This window comes from Rhodobacter sp. NTK016B (genome assembly GCF_017303295.1).
Lineage (GTDB): Bacteria > Pseudomonadota > Alphaproteobacteria > Rhodobacterales > Rhodobacteraceae > Pararhodobacter.
The window spans coordinates 77,878-96,257 of sequence record NZ_JAFKOK010000016.1 but is presented as its reverse complement, the minus strand read 5'-3'; the positions used below and the strand labels follow the sequence as shown (position 1 = coordinate 96,257).

General features: G+C 67.7%; 23 protein-coding genes and 1 pseudogene. 4 read left to right on the top strand and 20 right to left on the bottom strand.

All coding sequences use genetic code 11. The features are described from left to right. Positions 1–11 precede the first annotated feature (11 nt). From JI664_RS19625 to fabF, 18 genes and pseudogenes are all read right to left on the bottom strand, one after another. Positions 12–449, bottom strand: a complete 438-nt coding sequence (locus JI664_RS19625) for an NlpC/P60 family protein (protein ID WP_207015473.1) — start codon at positions 447–449, stop codon at positions 12–14. After that, positions 436–1,299, bottom strand: a complete 864-nt coding sequence (locus JI664_RS19620) for a DUF2163 domain-containing protein (protein WP_207015472.1) — start codon at positions 1,297–1,299, stop codon at positions 436–438. The genes JI664_RS19625 and JI664_RS19620 overlap by 14 nt, the downstream gene beginning before the upstream one ends. Next, a complete protein-coding gene (locus JI664_RS19615) occupies positions 1,296–1,928 on the bottom strand; it encodes a DUF2460 domain-containing protein (protein WP_207015471.1) in 633 nt (210 codons plus the stop codon). The genes JI664_RS19620 and JI664_RS19615 overlap by 4 nt, the downstream gene beginning before the upstream one ends. A 16-nt stretch (positions 1,929–1,944) precedes the next feature. Beyond that, complete coding sequence (locus tag JI664_RS19610; protein ID WP_414707751.1) at positions 1,945–2,589, bottom strand: phage tail tape measure protein; 645 nt, start codon at positions 2,587–2,589, stop codon at positions 1,945–1,947. Continuing rightward, complete coding sequence (locus tag JI664_RS24270) at positions 2,477–2,782, bottom strand: phage tail assembly chaperone (RefSeq protein ID WP_414707750.1); 306 nt, start codon at positions 2,780–2,782, stop codon at positions 2,477–2,479. The genes JI664_RS19610 and JI664_RS24270 overlap by 113 nt, the downstream gene beginning before the upstream one ends. Before the next feature lie 59 nt (positions 2,783–2,841). Further along, the gene (locus JI664_RS19600) at positions 2,842–3,165 is read right to left on the bottom strand and encodes a gene transfer agent family protein (RefSeq protein WP_207015469.1); all 324 of its coding nucleotides are present in this window, start codon (positions 3,163–3,165) and stop codon (positions 2,842–2,844) included. Between the two features lie 89 nt (positions 3,166–3,254). Further along, positions 3,255–3,662: pseudogene (locus JI664_RS19595) on the bottom strand (phage major tail protein, TP901-1 family); the annotation flags it as partial. Positions 3,663–3,684: 22 nt separating this feature from the next. Continuing rightward, the gene (locus tag JI664_RS19590) at positions 3,685–4,092 is read right to left on the bottom strand and encodes a DUF3168 domain-containing protein (RefSeq protein WP_207015467.1); all 408 of its coding nucleotides are present in this window, start codon (positions 4,090–4,092) and stop codon (positions 3,685–3,687) included. Continuing rightward, positions 4,089–4,424, bottom strand: coding sequence for a head-tail adaptor protein (locus JI664_RS19585; RefSeq protein ID WP_207015466.1), 336 nt, complete (start codon positions 4,422–4,424; stop codon positions 4,089–4,091). Before JI664_RS19585 ends, JI664_RS19590 begins: the two co-directional genes overlap by 4 nt. Beyond that, positions 4,424–5,011 carry a head-tail connector protein gene (locus tag JI664_RS19580; RefSeq protein WP_207015465.1) on the bottom strand — a complete coding sequence of 196 codons (588 nt, stop codon included), beginning with the start codon at positions 5,009–5,011 and terminating at the stop codon, positions 4,424–4,426. Before JI664_RS19580 ends, JI664_RS19585 begins: the two co-directional genes overlap by 1 nt. A gap of 176 nt (positions 5,012–5,187) precedes the next feature. After that, positions 5,188–6,408, bottom strand: a complete 1,221-nt coding sequence (locus tag JI664_RS19575) for a phage major capsid protein (protein WP_286174196.1) — start codon at positions 6,406–6,408, stop codon at positions 5,188–5,190. A 109-nt stretch (positions 6,409–6,517) separates the two neighbouring features. Continuing rightward, positions 6,518–7,051 carry an HK97 family phage prohead protease gene (locus JI664_RS19570; protein ID WP_207015463.1) on the bottom strand — a complete coding sequence of 178 codons (534 nt, stop codon included), beginning with the start codon at positions 7,049–7,051 and terminating at the stop codon, positions 6,518–6,520. A gap of 9 nt (positions 7,052–7,060) precedes the next feature. Continuing rightward, positions 7,061–7,306: a GTA head formation protein, RCAP_rcc01685 family gene (locus JI664_RS19565; RefSeq protein WP_207015462.1), complete on the bottom strand. Its 246-nt coding sequence runs from the start codon at positions 7,304–7,306 to the stop codon at positions 7,061–7,063. Further along, a complete protein-coding gene (locus JI664_RS19560; RefSeq protein WP_207015461.1) occupies positions 7,303–8,526 on the bottom strand; it encodes a phage portal protein in 1,224 nt (407 codons plus the stop codon). The genes JI664_RS19565 and JI664_RS19560 overlap by 4 nt, the downstream gene beginning before the upstream one ends. A 182-nt stretch (positions 8,527–8,708) precedes the next feature. After that, a complete protein-coding gene (locus JI664_RS19555; protein ID WP_414707749.1) occupies positions 8,709–10,010 on the bottom strand; it encodes a DNA-packaging protein in 1,302 nt (433 codons plus the stop codon). Beyond that, on the bottom strand, positions 9,979–10,323 hold the full coding sequence (locus tag JI664_RS24080) for a hypothetical protein (RefSeq protein ID WP_286174195.1): 345 nt from the start codon (positions 10,321–10,323) through the stop codon (positions 9,979–9,981). Before JI664_RS24080 ends, JI664_RS19555 begins: the two co-directional genes overlap by 32 nt. A gap of 172 nt (positions 10,324–10,495) precedes the next feature. After that, positions 10,496–11,641, bottom strand: a complete 1,146-nt coding sequence (mltG, locus tag JI664_RS19550) for an endolytic transglycosylase MltG (protein WP_207015459.1) — start codon at positions 11,639–11,641, stop codon at positions 10,496–10,498. Further along, on the bottom strand, positions 11,641–12,903 hold the full coding sequence (fabF, locus tag JI664_RS19545) for a beta-ketoacyl-ACP synthase II (RefSeq protein ID WP_207015458.1): 1,263 nt from the start codon (positions 12,901–12,903) through the stop codon (positions 11,641–11,643). Before fabF ends, mltG begins: the two co-directional genes overlap by 1 nt. 295 nt (positions 12,904–13,198) lie before the next feature. On the opposite strand from fabF, the gene fabG reads away from it, so the two are divergent. After that, positions 13,199–13,936 carry a 3-oxoacyl-[acyl-carrier-protein] reductase gene (gene fabG, locus JI664_RS19540; protein WP_207015457.1) on the top strand — a complete coding sequence of 246 codons (738 nt, stop codon included), beginning with the start codon at positions 13,199–13,201 and terminating at the stop codon, positions 13,934–13,936. A gap of 21 nt (positions 13,937–13,957) precedes the next feature. Here the strand turns inward: fabG and JI664_RS19535 are convergent, their stop codons facing one another. After that, entirely contained in the window at positions 13,958–14,392 is a 435-nt protein-coding gene (locus JI664_RS19535) for an ABA4-like family protein (RefSeq protein ID WP_207015456.1), read from the bottom strand. 287 nt (positions 14,393–14,679) lie between these two features. Here JI664_RS19535 and JI664_RS19530 point away from each other — a divergent pair, with 287 nt between their 5' ends. From JI664_RS19530 to JI664_RS19520, 3 genes are all read left to right on the top strand, one after another. Continuing rightward, the gene (locus JI664_RS19530; protein WP_068304285.1) at positions 14,680–14,913 is read left to right on the top strand and encodes an acyl carrier protein; all 234 of its coding nucleotides are present in this window, start codon (positions 14,680–14,682) and stop codon (positions 14,911–14,913) included. Between the two features lie 124 nt (positions 14,914–15,037). Beyond that, entirely contained in the window at positions 15,038–15,949 is a 912-nt protein-coding gene (locus JI664_RS19525) for a lysophospholipid acyltransferase family protein (RefSeq protein WP_207015455.1), read from the top strand. Between the two features lie 111 nt (positions 15,950–16,060). Continuing rightward, on the top strand, positions 16,061–16,990 hold the full coding sequence (locus JI664_RS19520) for a lysophospholipid acyltransferase family protein (protein WP_207015454.1): 930 nt from the start codon (positions 16,061–16,063) through the stop codon (positions 16,988–16,990). 12 nt (positions 16,991–17,002) lie between these two features. Here JI664_RS19520 and JI664_RS19515 read toward each other — a convergent pair whose 3' ends face one another. Continuing rightward, complete coding sequence (locus JI664_RS19515; protein WP_207015453.1) at positions 17,003–18,082, bottom strand: DUF1223 domain-containing protein; 1,080 nt, start codon at positions 18,080–18,082, stop codon at positions 17,003–17,005. Positions 18,083–18,380: the final 298 nt, after the last annotated feature.

Below are 18,380 nucleotides of genomic sequence, written 5' to 3'. Positions count from 1 at the left end.
CTCCTTTGTGGTCAGGTCATCTCGAAGCGCGCCGCGATCCGGCGCGCCCAGGGGCGGCTCAGCGGGCTCTCGACGACCCCGTGGCCGCAATAGGCATGGATGAAACGCGGCGCAGAGCCCGCGAGGCTGAGGATGCCCAGATGTTTCGCCACGCCCCGCGACCGCATCCGGAAAAGCAGAATATCGCCGGGCAACAGCGGGCTCTGGACGCGGCGCAGATGCCGCGCGAGTCCCTGCCAGAGCACCTCGTCCCCGCCGCTCTCGCCCCAATCGGCGCTGTAGGGGGGCAGATGCTCGGGCTCGTCGCCCTTGAGCGCGCGCCACACGCCCCGCACCAGCCCGAGGCAATCGCAGCCCGCACCACGGGCCGAGGCCTGATGACAGTAAGGCGTCCCCAGCCAGCAGCGCGCCTCGGCGACAAGCGCCGCGCGCCGCTCAGGCTCCGCCACGGCTGCCGCCCGTATTGTCGCCGTCCGCGCGCGGCGTCACCTGCAGCCAGTCATCGTCGGGCACATGCGGAAATCCACGAAAATTCGGGCTGTTGTCGAATTTGAAGCGGCAGGTTGCGAAGCGCTTGTCACAGCCCGCCACCAGTCGCACACGATCGCCCGCCTCAGGCGCGATGCCCGGCGCCTGCCACAGATGCAGCCTTCGCGTTTCGCCCAGCGCCTCTTCGCGCCGAACGGGCACCAGCATGCCCTGCGCCGCCCCCGACAAGAAAATCACCGTGCCATCGACGAACCAGTCGGCGGCGAAATCCTCAAGCAGCGGCACGTCCAGCATCGCGCCGCCCTCATCCACGGCCAGCAGCGCGACGTCGGCCCGGAATACCGGCTGGTCCAGATCGACGCCGCATTGCGCATCGCCCAGCACCGCCGGACAGGCCGCGCCAAAGACCCGCCCGCCGGTTTTCGACAACGGCTCGGTCAACCCGCGAAGCTCGGCACGAAAGGCGCCGCCCGCGCGGGTGATCTCGCCCAGCGAGCCGCGAAAGAGCACGCGGCGCCATGCCGGGTCCTGCCAGTCGACCTCCCAGATCGTCAGCGCCGCGTTGTCATAGCGCCCGGCCAGAATATCCGGCTCGCTCAGCGCCGCATCGCTCAGCGCGCCCGAGGCCTCGGTATTGTCGACCGACAGCCCCGTCCCCTGCACGATGGCGCTGGCGGTCATGCCCGTTTCCGCGCGAAAGGTGATCCCGTCGAAAGTCAGATCGCGGTCGTGATCGGTGAAGCCCAGCACCGTTCCATCCGACCGCGTCAGGGCCCAGGCGCGCGCGCGGGTCGTGGTCAGCCCGCTCATTGCCGCACCTCGATCACCGGAACCTGCGGCACGTCGCCCGCCTGAAAACTGGCGACCGAGACCTGCACCAGATCGGTGTCGAAGCGCACCGGCACGTCGAACTCGCCGCCGAACGTGACCTCGGCCCCCACCGCGGGCGGGGCCGCGAACGTGACGATCCCGGTATCGCTATCCAGCGTCCAGCCGACGGTTTCGTCCAGCTCGGCGCCGCCGACCGCGATCCGCACACTACCCGCAACGGGCTTGGTGATCATCCGCACCGTCTGCCATTCGCCCGAACGATAGGTCTTCGTCAGCGCGAAGGCGCGCGTGACGCCGTCGCCGGTGCCGATGGGTTGGTCCGTGGGGCGGATCTGTTTCGACGCCGGGCAGGACTTGTAATCCGCCCAGTCCTTCCAGCGGAACCCATGCAACCGGCCCTGCCGCGCCTCGAAGAACGCGATCAGCACTTCGACATCGTCGAGCGAACGCAGGCCAAGCCCCGCATCGTAGCGCCGCCGCGCCTGCGCCCAGGGGGTGTTGCGTTCCTCGTGGCCATTGGCCAGCGTGACGATCTCGGTGCGCCGCTCGGGCCCGCCAAGCGAGCCGAAGCTCAGCGAGACGGGAAAGCGAATATCGTGGAAAGCCATGTCGGTATGTCCCCGCTCAGTAATTGCGCTGGCCTTGCGACAGCAGCCGCTGCATCTGCGCGGCGATCTGGCTCTGGCTGCGCCGGAACCCGGCGACATCGGGGGTGGTGACGTTAATCGAGACATTGACCGCCCGACCGCCCCCGGCCCCGCGCACGCCCAGCTTGCCATCCGCGCCCCGCGCCAGCGGAAGGATCGCCTCGGGGCCGGCCTCGCCCATCAGCCCGGTGCCGCCGCGCATCGGGAAGGTCACGGGCTGCGAGACGATGCCCCCCTGCGCGAAGGGCATCACCCGCCCCTGACTGAAGGACGCGCCATTCGCGAAGGGCAAAAGCCCCCCCATCAGCCCCCCCAGAACCGAGGACAGCGCACCGCCGACCGCGTTCTGCACCGGACGCATCGCAGCGCCGTAGATGGCGTTCGAAATCGACTGCCCCAGACCGCGCATTGCATCCGACAGGCGATGACCGTCAAAGATCACCCCATCGAAGGCCCGCCTGAGCCCGCCCCCCAGCGAACGCGACAGCCCGGCCATCTCACGGTTCGTCTCACCCAGATTGCGGCCCATCTCGGCCAGACTTGAATCGAAGCCCGCCACGCTGTCCGAGGTCGTCCCGATCCGCGCTTCCAGCTCGGCCAGCTGGGTGTTCAGCTCGTCCAGCGTCGCCATGGTGTTCATCCTTTCTGTCGGCGCGCGCGGCATCGGGATAGCGTTGCAATAACGCCTCCAGCCGCGCGCGCGTGAAACCCGGTCGCGACGCCTCGTCGCGGCCCAGCATGATCATCAGCTCCAGCGGGGTCAGCGCCCAGAACTCGGTCGGGCGCAGGCCCAGCCCGTGCAGCCCCGCGCGCATCAAGCCCGGCCAGTCGAGGCCAGAGTCGCGGCCAGAGTCTTGACCGGTTTCGCGGCCGCTCATGCCGGCGCCGGTGGCAGCGCGAAGGCACGCGCCAAAAGCAGCCCGGCCACCCGCGCCGCCTCAAGCGCGCCACCGTCAATCTCGGCTGCCAGCAAGGTATCTGCCCTCACCGGGTGCCCGCCGCCATGCATCCCGGCCAGAAGCAGCGCCATCACGTCTCGCGTGCGAAAGCGCCCGCTTTCGAACCGCTCGACCAGCGCCACCAGAGTGTCTGCGCCCAGCGCCTCTTCCAGCTCGGCCAGCGCGCCCAGCGTCAGCTTCAGCGCATAGCGCTCGCCGTCGAGCACCAGCGACACCTCACCGCTCAGCGGGTTCGCCATCAGACCGGCTCGCCGCTTTCGGGCTGCGTTTCGGGCTGATCGCCGCCATCGCCTTCGTAATCCAGCGGATCGGCGGCCAGCGCGGTCGCGGCGACGAAGTCCAAAGACCCGGCCGAGGCCATCGACATCTCGAACGTGGCTTCGCCATTGTAACTGCCGCCATATTCAAGGCTGGTGATCTGGAACGGCCCTTCGACCGTGCCGAAATCGGGGATGACCACCTGAAAAGCCGGGATCTCGCCGTTGAAGAACACCGCGCGCGCCCGCTCGTCCGTGGCCGCGTCGCGGAACACGCCCGACCCCGACAGCGCCGCCGCCTTGATCCCGGCGCCCGCCAGCAATTCGCGCCAGCCGCCGGTGCTGTCGAGACTGGTCACATCGACCGTCTCGGCGTTGAAGCTGATCCGCGTGGCGCGCAGGCCCGCGATGGTCTCGAACAGACCCGTCCCGGTCATGTCCATCTTGATCAGAAGATCCTTGCCGCTTTGCACAGCCATGCAGACCCCTCCTTTGAAAGCTTCAGTTTTCGACGCGCGCCCGGAACCGCAGGTCGATGCGCCTGAGCGACGCCCCCTCGGCCCGGCGCGCCTGTGCCTGATAGAACCAGATCGCGACGACGCGGCCCGTGCCCAAAACCGGCTGTGCGCCGGGCAGGATTTCGGCGATCCGCGCGGCGGCGGTCTTGGCGGTCAGAAAACCCGCCGCGTCGCTGACCACCTGCACCAGCACCCGGTGTTCGGCACCGGGCCCGCTGATATCCGAGCGGTCGATGACGTCTTCCTCGCCCAGAACCACGTAAGTACCCTGCGGCGTGGCAGGGGGCGGCGCGTCGAAAATGCCGCCCGGAACCAGCGCCGTCAGTGCGCCATCACCCGACAGCAGGTTGTAAAGCGCACCCTGCAGCGCATCGGCGGATTGATAGCTCATGCCGGCACCTCTTCGCGCGCGTGACAGACCAGATAAGCGCCCGAGGGTTCGGCCTCGGACACGGCGAGAATGGTGAAGAGCCGCGCCCCCTCGCGCAGCCGCTGATCGGGGCGCGGACGCTGCGGGCTGCCTTGCGGTGCGGCGCGCAGATAGACGCGGAACAGCATCCGTCCCTCGGGCGCGATCAGCCCGCGCCGTTCGCTCGCCGATCCCGCGCGCAGCTCGCACCACAGCGTGCCCAGCGCGGACCAGCTCTCGGAATAGCCGCCGACACCGTCGGGCGTGGTCGTGGCTTCCTCCAGCACCATCGGCCGGTTCAGCGCATAGGCCATCAGCGATGCCCCCCGGCGGTGACCCGTACCGGCGCCCAGCGGCGCAGCAGCGCATCGACCGGGCCGGGCACCGGATCGCTTCCCGTGCGGCCTTCGTAGAACTGCGCGGCCAGCAACATCACCGCCTGCGCAAGATCATCGGGCACCGCGTCCCATGTGGCGCCGAACCCCGCCGTGAAGGCGATCTCGACCCGCCCGCCCGACGGAACGCCGGGCAGCACGGCGACGGTGGCCAGAATTTGCGGTCGATGGCGATCCACCACCAGCCGCCAGCGCGCGGGCTCGACCTCGGTCTCGGCGCCCGCGGCATCCACCAGCGTGACCGAGGCGACCGCACTTACCGGCGCGACCGGCAAAGCCTGCGCATCAGCCCAGCGCCAGCACGGCAGGATCAGCGTGAAATCCCGCGTCATCAGCGCCTTGCCGATTCGCGCCTCGATGGCCGAGATCGCCGCGCGCAGATACTGGATCAGCAGCGCGTCGCCCGTCGCCTCGTCGGCAAAGCCGGTGCCCAGCCGCAGATGCGCGCGAAAGGCCGCGACCGGCAGGTCGCTATCCTCCACCACGCTGGTCTCAATCAGCTCCATGCTTGCCTCCCCATTTCCCGAATGCCGGCCTGACCGGCGCAGACGCGCTCCCGCACCGCTCGCGCGGAAGGGAGCAGCCGGACGCGATGCGGGCGTCCCGGCCAATCGGCCCCAACCCGCGCGTCTGCGCCGCCACCGGGCCGGGGCCAAAGACCCGGCCCGATCCCGTGAACCGCTCAGCTGGCGGCGAATTTCAGCAGCTTGATCGCCTGGAAATCGGTCACGTCACCGCCTACGCGCTTGGTGGCGTAGAACAGCACATGGGGCTTCGCGCTGAACGGGTCGCGCAGAACACGCAGATCCGGGCGTTCGGCGATGGTATAGCCCGCCTGAAAATCGCCGAAAGCGATGGCATGGGCATCGGCGGCGATGTCGGGCATGTCCTCGGCGATCAGCACGGGATAGCCCATCAGCCGCGCCGGCTCGCCCGAGGCCAGACCGTCCGACCACAGGAACCGCCCGTCGCCATCCTTCATCTTGCGCACGGCGCCAGCAGTCTTCGAATTCATCACGAAGGCCGCATTCGCGCGGTAGCCCGCATCCAGCGCATAGACCAGATCGACGATCGCATCGGCCGGGTTCGACGCGGCGAAATCGCCCGCCGCGCCGGTCGCGACATAGCCCAGCTCTTCCCAATCTTCGGTGCCATTGGCGACGATGGTATGGGACAGGAAACCGCGCGGCTGGTCGGTGCCGGTGCCGGTGATGAAAGCCGCCGCCTCGGCACGCGCGAATTTCTTCGCGATCCGCTCGGCCAGCCAGCCCTCGACATCGAAGGCACTGTCTTCCAGCAGCCGCTGCGAAGCCTTGGGCATCGCCGACAGCTCGTGCAGCTTGATCGAGATGCGGTCGATGGCCGCCGTGCCCGTCTCGGTCAGGGTCGAGGATTCGTTTTCCCAGCCCGAGCCGACATCGCCGTGATCGACCAGCACGTCGAAAGAGCCCGCTTCGACCTGCACGACACTGGCGACGGCGCGGATCGAGGCCGAGGCATCGAGCACCGCGTGAATACGCTCGGAAGTCTGCGGATCGACAAGATAGCCGCCCTCGGTATTGACCGAGGCCGTCAGCCCCTTGCCTTCCAGCACCAGCCCGCGCAGCGCGTCATCGTCGCCCTGACGCAGATAGGCGTCGAATGCCTTCAGATGCAGGCCCTCGCCCGCATCGGCCTGCGCCAGCACGGGGCGCGCGGTCTTGGTAGTGAGTTTTCGGTCCAGCATGGTCAGTCGCTCGTCCTGTTGTTTCAGATTGCCCGTCACATCGGCACGGAAGGTCTTGATTTCGGCCACGAAACCCTCCAGTGCCGCCTTCAGCCGCGCCGCCTCGTCGACGGGCGCCGCGTTCTTTTCCTCGCCGGCCTGTGCCGGGACGGGATACTCGCTGCTCATCGCATCCATCCTTTCGTTGATGCCCCTCTGCCTGCGGTGGCGCGGGCCGTGCTTGGCAATCCGCCACCGTCCGCGCGGGGACATCCCGCGCGCCGTTCATCCTGATTTTTCCGCCGTATCAGCCCCGCAGCGCGTCGCGCGCGGCCTCGATGCCACGGGCGAAATCCAGAAGCAGCCCGCCATCCGACTTGGCCGAGGCCCGCGCGACCGGCAGCATGGGAAAGGTCACCAACGACACCTCCCACAGCTCAAGCTCGATCAGCTTGCGTCCGCCCTCGGGCAGCTTCTCGGCGCGCAGAGTCCGGTAGCCGATGGACAAACCGTCGACCGCCCCCGCCGCCATCAGCGCCGCCGCCTCGCGCCCCTTCGTCACCTCGGTCAGCAAGCGGCCCCGGACGCGCAGCCCGTGCGCATCCTCGACCACCTCGTCCCAGACGCCGATTGGCTGGCTCTGATCGTGCTGCCACAGCATCCGCACGCGCCCGTCGCGCGCCGCCAGCCGTTTGAGCGAGGCCGCATAGGCCCCCGGCATGACCACGTCACCACCCTGATCGCGCACCCCGAAGACCGAGGCATAGCCTGAGATCACCGCACCGTCGCTCAGCATCACGGGCTGCGAGGGCGGGTGGAATTTCGTCTCAAGACCCGTCATGGGACCCCCTCAAACTTGCGTAGCCAGAAAGGCCAGCGCACCATGCACCACGACACCCGACGCCACGCCGTAGACCGCCAGCCACAGCCGCTTTTCCAGCCGCTTCAGCTCGTCCTCGATTCGGGACAACCGGTATTCCAGCCCGGCGCGGCGCTCGGTCTCGACTTTTTCCTGCGCATCGATCCGCGCCTGCGCGAGATCAAAGCTGTCATAAAGAAACCGCGAACCACCGATGGTCTTGCGCTGTGCCGTCATCCCAGCGCTTTCGGCGGCAGCCCCAGCAGCGCGCGCTTTTCGTCTTCGGTCAGGAACGACGCCCCGGCCACGCGGCGCCACTGCGCCTCGCGCTCGATGGACAGCGCCGGCACCTGATCCAGATCGGGCCGCAATTGCAGTTCGGCCCCGCCATAGGCGGACAGCCAATGCGACAGCGCATCCGTCACTTTCGCGGCCAGCGGCAGTACCGTCAGCCGGTAGAAGGCTCGGTTGGCCTCCTGATAATTGGCATAGGTCGCGTCGCCGGGAATCCCCAGCAGCATCGGCGGCACCCCGAAGGCCAGCGCGATCTCACGCGCGGCGGCGTCCTTGGTCTTGTGGAACTCCATATCCGAGGGGCTGAACCCCATCGGCTTCCAGTCGAGCCCGCCTTCCAGCAGCATCGGCCGCCCGGCATTGCGCGCGCCCTGGTGATGGGTCTCCATCTCGGCCTGCAGGCGCTCGAACTGCTCGTTGGTCAGGTTGCCCTGCCCGTCGGCCCCCTTGAACACGATGGCGCCCGAGGGCCGCGCGGCATTGTCCAAAAGCGCCTTCGACCAGCGCGACGCGCTGTTATGCACATCCACCGCCGTCGCCGCCGCCTCGATGGGCGACAGGCCGTAATGATCGTCGAGCGGATGGAAAGAGCGGACGTGACAGATCGGCGCCACCCCCTCGCCCATGGCGAAGCGGTGCTTGCGCCCGCCGACCGCATAGTCATAGGCAGCGGGCCAGCCATCCGCCCCCGGCACCACCGACATCCGGTCCGAGCGCAGGACGTGCAGCTCGACCGGCAGGCCGCTTTCGGGGATTGCCACCGCCTCGACATAGGCGTTGCCCGACAGCAGCAGCTGCGCGAAGACTGCCTCGAAGAATTCGGCCCGCCCCTGCGCCGGGTTGGGACGGCGCAACAGGCTCAGAAGCGGATGCGCGTCATAGCGCCGCTCGGCATCTTGCAGCACCAGCGGCAGCGCGGCGGCGGCTTCCGAAATCAGCCGCACAACGCGAAAACCTACCGGGTTGCCCTGAAACCCCGTGCGGGTCAGCGACACCGTGTCCCGCGCCGTCCAGCGCGCCTGCGCCAGCCCCTGCATCGCCTTGACGCGGCCTGACCCGAGCCCCGAACTGAAACCGGCCCCGAAACCCGCCGTCAGCGGCCCCACCGCCGAGGCTTTGGCTTCGGGCGCCTCGGTCGGGGCCTTGCGAAGAAAATCGAACATGCCTGTGCCTCCTTGCCGCCCGGACGCCTCGGGTTGCCCCGTCGTCTTGGCCTTGCCGAGAAGATGCCGCGAAGGCCCTGACATCCTGGTAAGCCACCGCGCGCTGCCCCGCCCGCCGCGCAACGCGGCCATGAAAAAAGGGCCATGAAAAAAGGGGCCGAAGCCCCTTTCCATGCGTTGCATCAGATCACGCGAGTCCGTGGTGCCCGGTGATGTTCCGCCGGCGCGAGGATCAGCTCGTGCAGCGCCCAGACCAACGCGTCCACCCGGTCCGGGCTGCCGCGCCCGCGAAAACCCTGCGCGGTCATCTGCGCCATCTGTTCCTCGAGCGCGCCGAGGCCCCGCAGATGCCTGACCCGCCCCTGCTCATAAAGCGCCGCCACCGGCTCGGCCCGCGCGGCCTTGCCGCGCGCGGCATGAACGGCGCGCACCGGCACCAGCGGATCGACCTGCCGCAAGACCTGCGCCACCAGATCGCCGCCCTGATTGACCTCGGCCACCAATCGCTCGGCCCCGTGGCGTGCCATCGCCGCGATGGCGGCGCGCGCCCAGTCCGTGGGGCTTGTGGCCTTGACGCTTGCGTCTTCCAATACGACCGCGCGCCATGTCTCGACCCGCCCCTCGGTCATCGCCCCGACCACGACGATACCGCACAGATCCGATCCGGCATTGCCGCTGACCGCCGGATCGACCGCCACAACGACCCGCGACAGGGCGGGTGCCGCTTCGATCCGGCTGCTGTCGATCAGCGCCTGCGGGAACAGCGTGCCCTCGACATCCTCCAGCAGCGCACCTTCCAGCTCCTGCCGGCCCAGCCGGGTGCCGCCATAGCGCACTTCGACCTCGCGCAGGAAGGACGGCGCCAGAAAGGCCCGGTTCTCACTGGTGGGTGCCCGCGTAACGACGGTGGTGTCCAGCCCCAGAACCCGCCGCAACACGCCCTCGGCGCGCGGGGTCGTTGTCACCACGCAGCGCGGATCGTCGCCCAGCCGCAGCGCGAATTGCAGCTGGTCCCAAGCCTCTTCCGATTTGGTCCATTTGCCCAGCTCATCGGCCCAGGCCGCGTCGAATTGCGGCCCGCGCATCGCCTCGGGCGCATGGGCCGAGAACGCCTGCGCCACCGCCCCGTTGGGCCAGACCAGCCGCTTGCGCGTGGCCTCCCAGACGGGCCGGCGGTCGGGCGGGGAACAGGCAAGGATGCCGCTGTCCCCGAACACCATCACCTCGCGCACCTGATCGAGCGTCTCGCCGACCAAGGCCACCCGTCGCGCCCGCCCCGCATCGCGTGGCCCGGCGCCTTCGACCTGCGCGCGCACCCATTCGGCACCCGCGCGGGTCTTCCCCGCGCCGCGCCCGCCCATGCAGACCCACGTCTTCCACGCCCCTTCGGGCGCCACCTGATGCGGCAGCGCCCAGAAGTCGAATAGGAACGGCAGGGCCAGCAGCGCCTCGTCACTCAGGCCCTTCAGGAAATCCTCGCGGATCGTTCGCGGCGCGCAGGCGATCCATTCGGCGTCGCACCTCGGCGCGCGCGGCGTCGAGATCCAGCTCTCCGTGTCGACGTCCTGATTGCTCGCTGATCTTTTCAAGTTTCGCCCGTTCACTGAAAACCGCCTCCAAGGCCTTGCGCAAGGACGCCACCACGCTCGCCAGCTCCCGCGACGCCGTGATGTCCCCACTTCTGATGGTTTCGATGACCGCATCCAGCTCTGCGCCATAGGCGGCCAGTTGACGTTCCGCCTGCGCCACAAGGTGCTCAGGCGGTTTGTCCCTTGTCGAAGGGTCCCGTTTCTTCATGCTTGTTGCCCGCTGTCTCGCTGCCCCGCGCGACGAAAACGACAAAGGCCCGGGGAAAACCCCCGGGCCTTGAGCCGAACTCTGCCAGCATGCCGAAAAGACTATCGCAAAACGTGCAAAAAGTCAATCCGATGCTGCCCGGCGCGCAACACCGAAACCGCTAAAACCTTAGCTATTCGCCAGCCTCGATCCGCCGCCAGCGCGCGACATTCTCGTTATGCTCGGCCAGCGTCGTGGCGAAAGCATGCCCGCCCGAACCGTCAGCCACGAAGTACAGATACTCTGTCTCTTCGGGATCGAGCACCGCTTCGATCGCCGCGCGTCCGGGATTGGCAATCGGCGTCGGCGGCAGGCCGTCGATCCGGTAGGTGTTGTACGGCGTGTCCGCGTTCAGTTCGGAACGCCGCAGACCGCGCCCCAGAACACCCTCGCCGCGGGTGATGCCGTAGATCACCGTGGGATCGGTCTGCAGCCGCATCGGCACACCCAGCCGGTTGATGAACACGCTCGCCACGACCCGACGCTCTTCGGCCACGCCGGTTTCCTTCTCGACGATCGAGGCCAGGATCAGCGCCTCCTGCGGCGTCTCGAAGGGCAGCCCGTCGACCCGGCTCTCCCAGGCCTGCGCAAGGAAGGCCTCCTGCCGCTCCTGCATCATCGCCAGCAATTCACCGCGATCCGCGCCGCGCCGCACCTCGTAGCCATCAGGCATCAGATGACCTTCGGGCGGGACCTCGCCCACGCTGCCCGACAGGAATTCGGCGTTCTCCAGCGCGTTCCAGATCTGCCAGCTCGTCGTGCCTTCGGCCACGACGATGCGGAACCGCGTGTCGGTCTGCTCGGCCACATCGGTGTATTCGGCCGGAAACTCGGTGGTCTCCAGCGGCAGATCCACGGTCTCGATGAACCGGTTGGTCGCGGGATCAAGCTCGCGCACCTCGTAATTCACCGCCGTCACGCCGATGCGGAACACCACCTCGGTGCCGCAGGTGGACGCCCCGCCGCGCGTGACGATGTCGAGGATCTGCTCCATCGACGCGCCTTCGGGCACAAGATACGAGCCGAAACGCAGCCGGTCATGGCGTCCGTCATATTGCGCGCCCACGCGAAACAGCATCGGGCTCGACACCGCGCCCTGCTCGGCCAGATCGTCGGCCACCACGCGCAGGGTCGCCCCCTGCTCGACGCGCAGGCAGATCGCCTGTTCCAGCGGGCCTTCGGCATGAAAGCTCCGCTGTCCCAGCGCCACCAATCCGGCCAGCATGATAAAGCCGACGATTAGCAACGTCAGCGCATTGGCCACGACGTGTTTCCACATTAGTCGTGAACCTTACCCAGAACGAGGCTGGCATTCGTGCCGCCAAAGCCGAACGAATTCGACAGCGCCACGTTGATCTCGCGCTCACGCTTGGCGTTGGGCGCAAGGTCGAGCTTCGGCGCGACGGCCGGGTTGTCGAGATTGATCGTCGGCGGCGCAACCTGATCGCGAATCGCCAGCACGCAGAAGATTGCCTCGACCGAGCCCGCCGCCCCCAGAAGGTGACCGATCGCCGATTTGGTCGAAGACATCGTCGCCTTCGACGCCGCGTCGCCCATCAGCCGCTCGACCGCGCCCAGTTCGATCGTGTCGGCCATGGTCGAGGTGCCGTGCGCGTTGATGTAATCCACATCCGCCGGCTCCAGCCCGGCCCGCGCCAGCGCTGCCTTCATCGACCGGAAGCCGCCATCGCCATCCTCGGCGGGCGCGGTGATGTGATAGGCGTCGCCCGACAGACCATAGCCCAGCACCTCGGCATAGATCTTGGCGCCGCGCGCCTTGGCGTGCTCGTATTCCTCCAGCACGACGATGCCCGCGCCCTCGCCCATGACGAAGCCGTCACGGTCCGCGTCATAGGGGCGGCTGGCCTTTTGCGGCTCGTCACCACGCTTGGTGCTGAGCGCCTTGCAGGCGTTGAACCCGGCGATGCCGATCTCGCTGATCGGCGCCTCGGCCCCGCCCGCGACCATCACATCCGCGTCGCCCAGCATGATCAGCCGCGCCGCGTCGCCGATGGCATGCGCGCCGGTCGAACAGGCGGTCACAACGGCGTGGTTCGGCCCCTTGAAGCCGTATTTGATGCTGACCTGCCCTGAGACGAGGTTGATCAGGCTGCCGGGAATGAAGAAAGGCGATACGCGCTTCGGCCCACGCTCCTTGATCAGGATCGCGGTCTCGGCAATCGTCGTCAGCCCGCCGATGCCCGACCCGATCATCACGCCGGTGCGCTCGCGATCCTCTTCGGCCTCGGGCGTCCAGCCCGAATCCTCGACCGCCTGCGTCGCCGCGACCATCCCGTACAGGATGAAATCGTCCACCTTGCGGCGGTCCTTGGCGGGCATCCAGTCATCGGGATTGAAGGTCCCGTCGCTGCCATCGCCGAAGGGGATCTCGCAGGCATAAGTGGTCGCCAGATGGCTCGCATCGAACCGCGTGATCGGGCCCGCGCCGGATTGCCCCTCCAAGAGCCGCTTCCAGGTCTCTTCGACCCCGCAAGCCAGCGGCGTAACCATCCCCAGACCCGTCACCACGACTCGGCGCATCTGCAATCCTCCGTCTTCGGCCTTCGCCGATCCACATCATTGCCCTGCCACATACACATTGTTCCCGCGCGGGAAAAGAGCGGCGGCGCGCAACGGCAAAGTCCTGCCCGCTGGCGCCACGCCGCGCCGGCTGCTAGAACCGCGCCCAACCCCGCCGGGCAGACCCCGCCTGCGCGTCACTTTGCCCCCAATACTCCGGGGGTGAATTGGCCGCAGGCCAAGAGGGGGCAGCGCCCCCTGCCCGGCCCCGCCAGATCAGACCCTCGACGACAAGACCCGACGAAAGGAATACCCCATGTTCGACCTCAGCGGCAAACGCGCCCTCGTCACCGGCGCCTCGGGCGGCATCGGCGCGGCCATCGCCCGCGCGCTCCACGCCGCGGGCGCGACCGTCGGCCTCTCGGGCACCCGCGAAGCCCCGCTGCAAGAGCTCGCCGCCGAGCTGGGCGAGCGCGCGCATGTCCTGCCCTGTAACCTGTCCGACAGCGCCGCCGTCGAGGCCCTGCCGAAACAGGCGATCGAGGCGATGGGCGGGCTGGACATCCTGGTGAACAACGCCGGTATCACCCGCGACCAGATCTTCATGCGCATGTCGGACGATGACTGGGCGCAGGTGATCGACGTCAACCTCACCGCCTCGATGCGGCTGTGCCGCGCGGTGATGCGCCCGATGATGAAGGCGCGCTGGGGCCGGATCGTGAACATCTCGTCCATCGTCGGCGCCACCGGCAATGCGGGTCAAGTGAACTATTCGGCCTCGAAAGCGGGCCTCATCGGCCTGACCAAATCCATCGCCGCCGAAGTCGCCTCGCGCGGCATCACCGCCAACGCGGTGGCGCCGGGCTTCATTGCCACGCCCATGACCGATAAGCTCAGCGACGATCAGAAATCCAAGATCGACGCGCAGATCCCGGCGGGCCGGATGGGCACGCCCGAAGAAATCGCCGCCGCCGTCCTCTACCTCGCCTCGCCCGAAGCGGGCTACGTCACCGGGACGACGATCCACGTCAATGGCGGCATGGCGATGCTCTGAGCGCTTCATGCGGCTGGCGGATCATGCGATTCGCCAGCCGTGACCGCCCGCCACCCGGCGCAGGATATGGGCCAGAAGGCCCAGGGGGCCAAAGACCAGCGTCAGGATCAGGATCGGTACGCTGGCCGCGTGGCCCATGCCCAGCTTCGCCGCGTCGCGCGCGATCCATGCCCCTACGAAAAGATCGAAGACGATGAAATGCGCCCATCCCGTCAGCACGCCTACGGGATGCGAGAACAGCGCCGTGACGCCCGCAAGCGATCCCATGCCCGCGCCGTCGGCGGAAAACCCCAACACCGCGCCGCAAAACAACAGAACCCCGTAAACGCAGCCCAGAACAACCGGGACCACACCCGAATGCACATAGGCGCGTGTCAGCGGCGCACCGGGGGCCAGGATCAGCAGCAGCCATGCGGGGATCACCGGCAGGTGCAGGGCATAATAGAGCAGTGCCATGTTTTTCGGGGTCCTCATCGGGGTCTTGATCGCGGCCCCGATCCGGGAACGCGCGCCGGTTCCGTGGCGGAACCTGCGGCAGGATATGGCGCAAATCGAGGTTGCGAAAGCGTTTGCCTATGCCCAAGCTTGTGCTATAGGCGGCGCTGATTGAGCCGGGGCCTGCCCGCGCTGGTCGGGCCCGAAGACATCGGGTCGGGGCGCCGAACGGCGCCTTTGCTTCATCGCCAAAACGGCGTAGTCAACACTTGGGCGGGTTCCGCCGAAAGGTAAACGAGGACAAAATCATGAGCGACATCGCGGATCGCGTGAAGAAGATTGTGGTCGAGCACCTGGGCGTCGAAGAGGACAAGATCACCGAGAACGCCTCGTTCATCGACGATCTGGGCGCTGACTCGCTCGACACCGTCGAACTGGTCATGGCCTTCGAAGAAGAATTCGGCATCGAGATCCCGGACGATGCGGCCGAGAACATCCAGACCTTCGGCGACGCGGTGAAGTTCATCAGCGAAGCGGTCTGATCCCGCTGCGGTCCGACACGGGCCGGATCGCGGCCTTGGCCGCAGGCCCGCACGGACACCGAGACGCACGCGACCGCTCCGGCCCCCGGAGCGGTCGCATTCATTCCAGAACCCGGTTTCCCGCATGACGGCCGATACCCCGCCGCCTCCGCTCGCAGACGATCCCGACACCGCCCCCGCCAAGCCCGAAAAGCTGCGCGACCGCCTGACGATGCTCGTCGTGCTGGCGCTGTTGCGGCTGCCGTTTGGCCCGCGCGTCGCGCTGGCGGGCGCTGTCGGCACGGTCGTCGGGCGAGTGACCGCACTGGGGAGCAGGGTCGCCAGGGGCGTGCGCCATTTCCGTCCCGATCTGCCCGAAGCCGAGGTCCGGCGCATCGCCCGCGCGGTGCCCGGCAATCTCGCCCGGCTGATCGTCGAGGTGCTCTCGCCCCGCGACCTGACCCGAATCGGTCCCGACGTGCCGCAGGGCGGGCCGGGGCTTGAGGCGCTGGACGCCGCGAACGCGGCGGGCCGCCCGGTGATCATGGTCTCGGCGCATTTCGGCAATTACGATGTCGCGCGGTATGCGCTGATCCATCGCGGCTACCGGATGGGCGGCTATTTCAAGGAGCTCGGCAGCCCCGCGCTCAACCGCCATTACCTCGACGCGATGGCGGTGTCGGGTCACCCGATGTTCCCCGATACCGGCGAAGGCCTGCGCGCGCTGGTACGGTTTCTGCGCAAGGGCGGGATGCTGGGCATTCTGATTGACCTCGACCGGCCCAACGGCACGATGCTCGATTTCCTCGGCCAGCCCACGCGCACCGTCACCTCGATCGCGGAAATGGCCCTGCGCTATGACGCGCTGCTGATCCCCGTCTGGGGCCTCCGCACGCCGGATGCCCCCGGTTTCCGGGTCGAGGCCGATCTTCCGATCCCCCATTCCGACCCCGAGACGATGACGCAGGCGCTCAACGATGCCTTCGGCGAAAAGGTCCGCCAATACCCCGAGCAATGGGTCTGGTGGCACAATCGCCGCAAGAAATCGCATCCCTGATCCGTCATCCGCCGACAGCCAACCGGCGCCATGCACGTCCCGGGCCCAGCCCGCGGTCCGGCGGTGGACAGCCAGTGGACAGCCCTGCGCGCCGGGACTAGAACCCCGCCCATGGCACGCCCCACGACAGACACCCAACCCCGGCTTTCGCTACGCCACTGGATCGAGGACCGCGCCAGCGCGGCGGTGGTCGGTGCGGTCAAGCTTCTGCCTTATGAGCGGCGTGTGCCCGCGATGGGGTGGTTTGCACGCACCGTGCTGGGGCCGCTCGCGCTCAATCGCCGGACACGCGCCAATCTGAAGCACGTCTTCCCCGACATGCCACAGACCGAGATCCGCCGGATTTGCTGCGCGGTAGCCGACAATTTCGGCCGCTCGCTGATCGAGATCAACTCGGGCCGCGCCTTTGCCGAACGGGTGAAGGACCTCACCCCCACCGGCCCCGGCCTGATGGCGCTGGAACAGGCCCATGCCGAGGGGCGGCCCGTGATCCTCGTCTCGGCGCATTTCGGCAATTACGACGCGTGGCGCGCCAATCTCAGCCAGCGCGGCTTCCGGGTCGGCGGGCTTTACATGCCGATGACCAATCCCGCGACCAACCGCCGCTACGTCGCCACGATAGAAAGCATCGCCAGCCCGCTTTTCCCCCGGGGTTCCGAAGGCATGGCCGACATGATCCGCTTCCTGAAGTCAGGCGGCATGCTGGGGCTTCTGGGCGATCATTACATGGCCAATGGCGAGCTGGTGGATTTCCTTGGCAAACCCGCCTGGACCGCGACCTCAGCGGCGAAGATGGCGATGAAATACAACGCGCTTCTGGTGCCGCTTTACGCCACGCGGACTCCTGACGGGCTGAGCTTCACCATTGAGATCGAAGCACCGATCCCCCATACCGACCCGCTGACGATGACCAAGGCGCTCAATGACAGCGCCTCGGCGCGGGTAATGGCGCATCCGGGGCAATGGTTCTGGCTGCACCGGCGCTGGAAACGCGCGGATGGCAATCCGCGCGCGCAAAAGCGCGCGGCCAGATCCGACTGAGAAACGGTTGGTTCAGCGCAGCCGTGCGGCGGCGACGATCTCGCCCTGCCCGGCTTCCTGAATGATCACCACCGCAGGCTCGTCTCCCGGCAGGTCGACCGAGAATTGCAGCGGCGTCATCATGTCCCAGCTGCCCAGCGGCTCCCAGCTGGTGACGATATTGGCGTAGCGCATCGTCAGACCCGCATTCTCGCCCCCATGGATATCAACGGTCTCGACCGGCCGATAACGGATAAGCTGCAACAGGAACGGCCCGGTCCCGGCGCGATTGATGCCGGTACTGGCGCGCGGCGCTTCGGCTTCGTCGGACGAAGCCGCCCCTGCGGTATCCGAGGGCGCGGCGGACGCTACCGCCTCGGGCGCGTCGCCCGCAGGTTCATCGGCGCTCGCCTCGGCCCCGGCGCCACGCGGCGCGCGCGACATCGACAGCGTACCCACGACCGAATTGGTTGCCATCCCGGTGATCGCCGAACGGCGCGAGGCCATGGCGATCTGCGGGGCCGCGTCTTCGGTGGGTTCGGCACTGATTTCCAGCGCGTCGCCCCGGCGGGCGAGGTCCAGTTCAACCTCGGGCATCCGGTCGCGCTGGGTGGCGATGGTGTCCATCACCTCCATGACGCGGAAGCCTTCGATGATCTGCAACCCGTTGATCACCACCTGAGGCGTGTAGATGGTCGAATGGCCGTAGCGGCGCGCATAGCGCTGCTGGCGCTCGGTATTGTCGCGGCTGGCAAAGGTGTCGGTCCAGCCGATGTAATCCCAGTAATCGACATGCAGTGCCAAGGCGATCACGTCCTCGCGCGAGGCAAGGTCGAGCATCATCTCGTCCGCGGGCGGACAGGACGCACAGCCCTGCGCGGTGTATAGCTCCAGCAGGACGGGGTGATCCACCTCGCCTGCCGGCTCTTCACCGCCCGCTTGCCGGGGGGGCTGCACCTGCATCTGCGCCTGCGCAACCGCCGGTGAAACCGAGGCGATCGTCAGGCCAAGCACGACAGCGGCAGATAGTCCCGCGACCCGGATCCCCTCTCCGAGGACATACGAAACCTTTCGCGCCGCGATGCGATCATGCATCCGAGCGTTCAGCGACATGCGCTTCTCCTGAAAACCTTGGCATCACTGAACCGGCAAATGTCCCTTCGCGCAAGCAGGGGCAAGCCGAGTCCGCCCCTCAAACACCACCTTGTGACAGCTTGGCAACGGCGCGTGAGGCCGGGACGGAAGACACGCCGGACCGACCGCACGGCCCCACCCCCAATGCAGACACGCCCGGAATTAAGGCGCATCGGCGCGAAGCCGCCGAGTGGCCCGGGACCGACGGCAGTTTTTGTGCACAATGGTATACAAATTCGCCCCCTCCCCCTTGATCGGTGAGGCCATATGAGGCATG

What these genes read in the sequence shown, in the direction of transcription:
- JI664_RS19615 (WP_207015471.1), bottom strand. Translation starts at nt 1,928, where the DNA reads ATGGCTTTCCACGATATTCGCTTTCCCGTCTCGCTGAGCTTCGGCTCG.
- JI664_RS19535 (WP_207015456.1), bottom strand. Translation starts at nt 14,392, where the DNA reads ATGGCACTGCTCTATTATGCCCTGCACCTGCCGGTGATCCCCGCATGG.
- mltG (WP_207015459.1), bottom strand. Translation starts at nt 11,641, where the DNA reads ATGTGGAAACACGTCGTGGCCAATGCGCTGACGTTGCTAATCGTCGGC.
- JI664_RS19560 (WP_207015461.1), bottom strand. Translation starts at nt 8,526, where the DNA reads ATGTTCGATTTTCTTCGCAAGGCCCCGACCGAGGCGCCCGAAGCCAAA.
- JI664_RS24270 (WP_414707750.1), bottom strand. Translation starts at nt 2,782, where the DNA reads ATGCGCGCGGGGCTGCACGGGCTGGGCCTGCGCCCGACCGAGTTCTGG.
- JI664_RS19585 (WP_207015466.1), bottom strand. Translation starts at nt 4,424, where the DNA reads ATGGCCTATGCGCTGAACCGGCCGATGGTGCTGGAGGAAGCCACGACC.
- JI664_RS19620 (WP_207015472.1), bottom strand. Translation starts at nt 1,299, where the DNA reads ATGAGCGGGCTGACCACGACCCGCGCGCGCGCCTGGGCCCTGACGCGG.
- JI664_RS19590 (WP_207015467.1), bottom strand. Translation starts at nt 4,092, where the DNA reads ATGAGCTATCAATCCGCCGATGCGCTGCAGGGTGCGCTTTACAACCTG.
- JI664_RS19530 (WP_068304285.1), top strand. Translation starts at nt 14,680, where the DNA reads ATGAGCGACATCGCGGATCGCGTGAAGAAGATTGTGGTCGAGCACCTG.
- JI664_RS19575 (WP_286174196.1), bottom strand. Translation starts at nt 6,408, where the DNA reads ATGGATGCGATGAGCAGCGAGTATCCCGTCCCGGCACAGGCCGGCGAG.
- fabG (WP_207015457.1), top strand. Translation starts at nt 13,199, where the DNA reads ATGTTCGACCTCAGCGGCAAACGCGCCCTCGTCACCGGCGCCTCGGGC.
- JI664_RS19565 (WP_207015462.1), bottom strand. Translation starts at nt 7,306, where the DNA reads ATGACGGCACAGCGCAAGACCATCGGTGGTTCGCGGTTTCTTTATGAC.
- JI664_RS19600 (WP_207015469.1), bottom strand. Translation starts at nt 3,165, where the DNA reads ATGGCGAACCCGCTGAGCGGTGAGGTGTCGCTGGTGCTCGACGGCGAG.
- JI664_RS19580 (WP_207015465.1), bottom strand. Translation starts at nt 5,011, where the DNA reads ATGGAGCTGATTGAGACCAGCGTGGTGGAGGATAGCGACCTGCCGGTC.
- JI664_RS24080 (WP_286174195.1), bottom strand. Translation starts at nt 10,323, where the DNA reads ATGAAGAAACGGGACCCTTCGACAAGGGACAAACCGCCTGAGCACCTT.
- JI664_RS19525 (WP_207015455.1), top strand. Translation starts at nt 15,038, where the DNA reads ATGACGGCCGATACCCCGCCGCCTCCGCTCGCAGACGATCCCGACACC.
- JI664_RS19515 (WP_207015453.1), bottom strand. Translation starts at nt 18,082, where the DNA reads ATGTCGCTGAACGCTCGGATGCATGATCGCATCGCGGCGCGAAAGGTT.
- JI664_RS19570 (WP_207015463.1), bottom strand. Translation starts at nt 7,051, where the DNA reads ATGACGGGTCTTGAGACGAAATTCCACCCGCCCTCGCAGCCCGTGATG.
- JI664_RS19520 (WP_207015454.1), top strand. Translation starts at nt 16,061, where the DNA reads ATGGCACGCCCCACGACAGACACCCAACCCCGGCTTTCGCTACGCCAC.
- fabF (WP_207015458.1), bottom strand. Translation starts at nt 12,903, where the DNA reads ATGCGCCGAGTCGTGGTGACGGGTCTGGGGATGGTTACGCCGCTGGCT.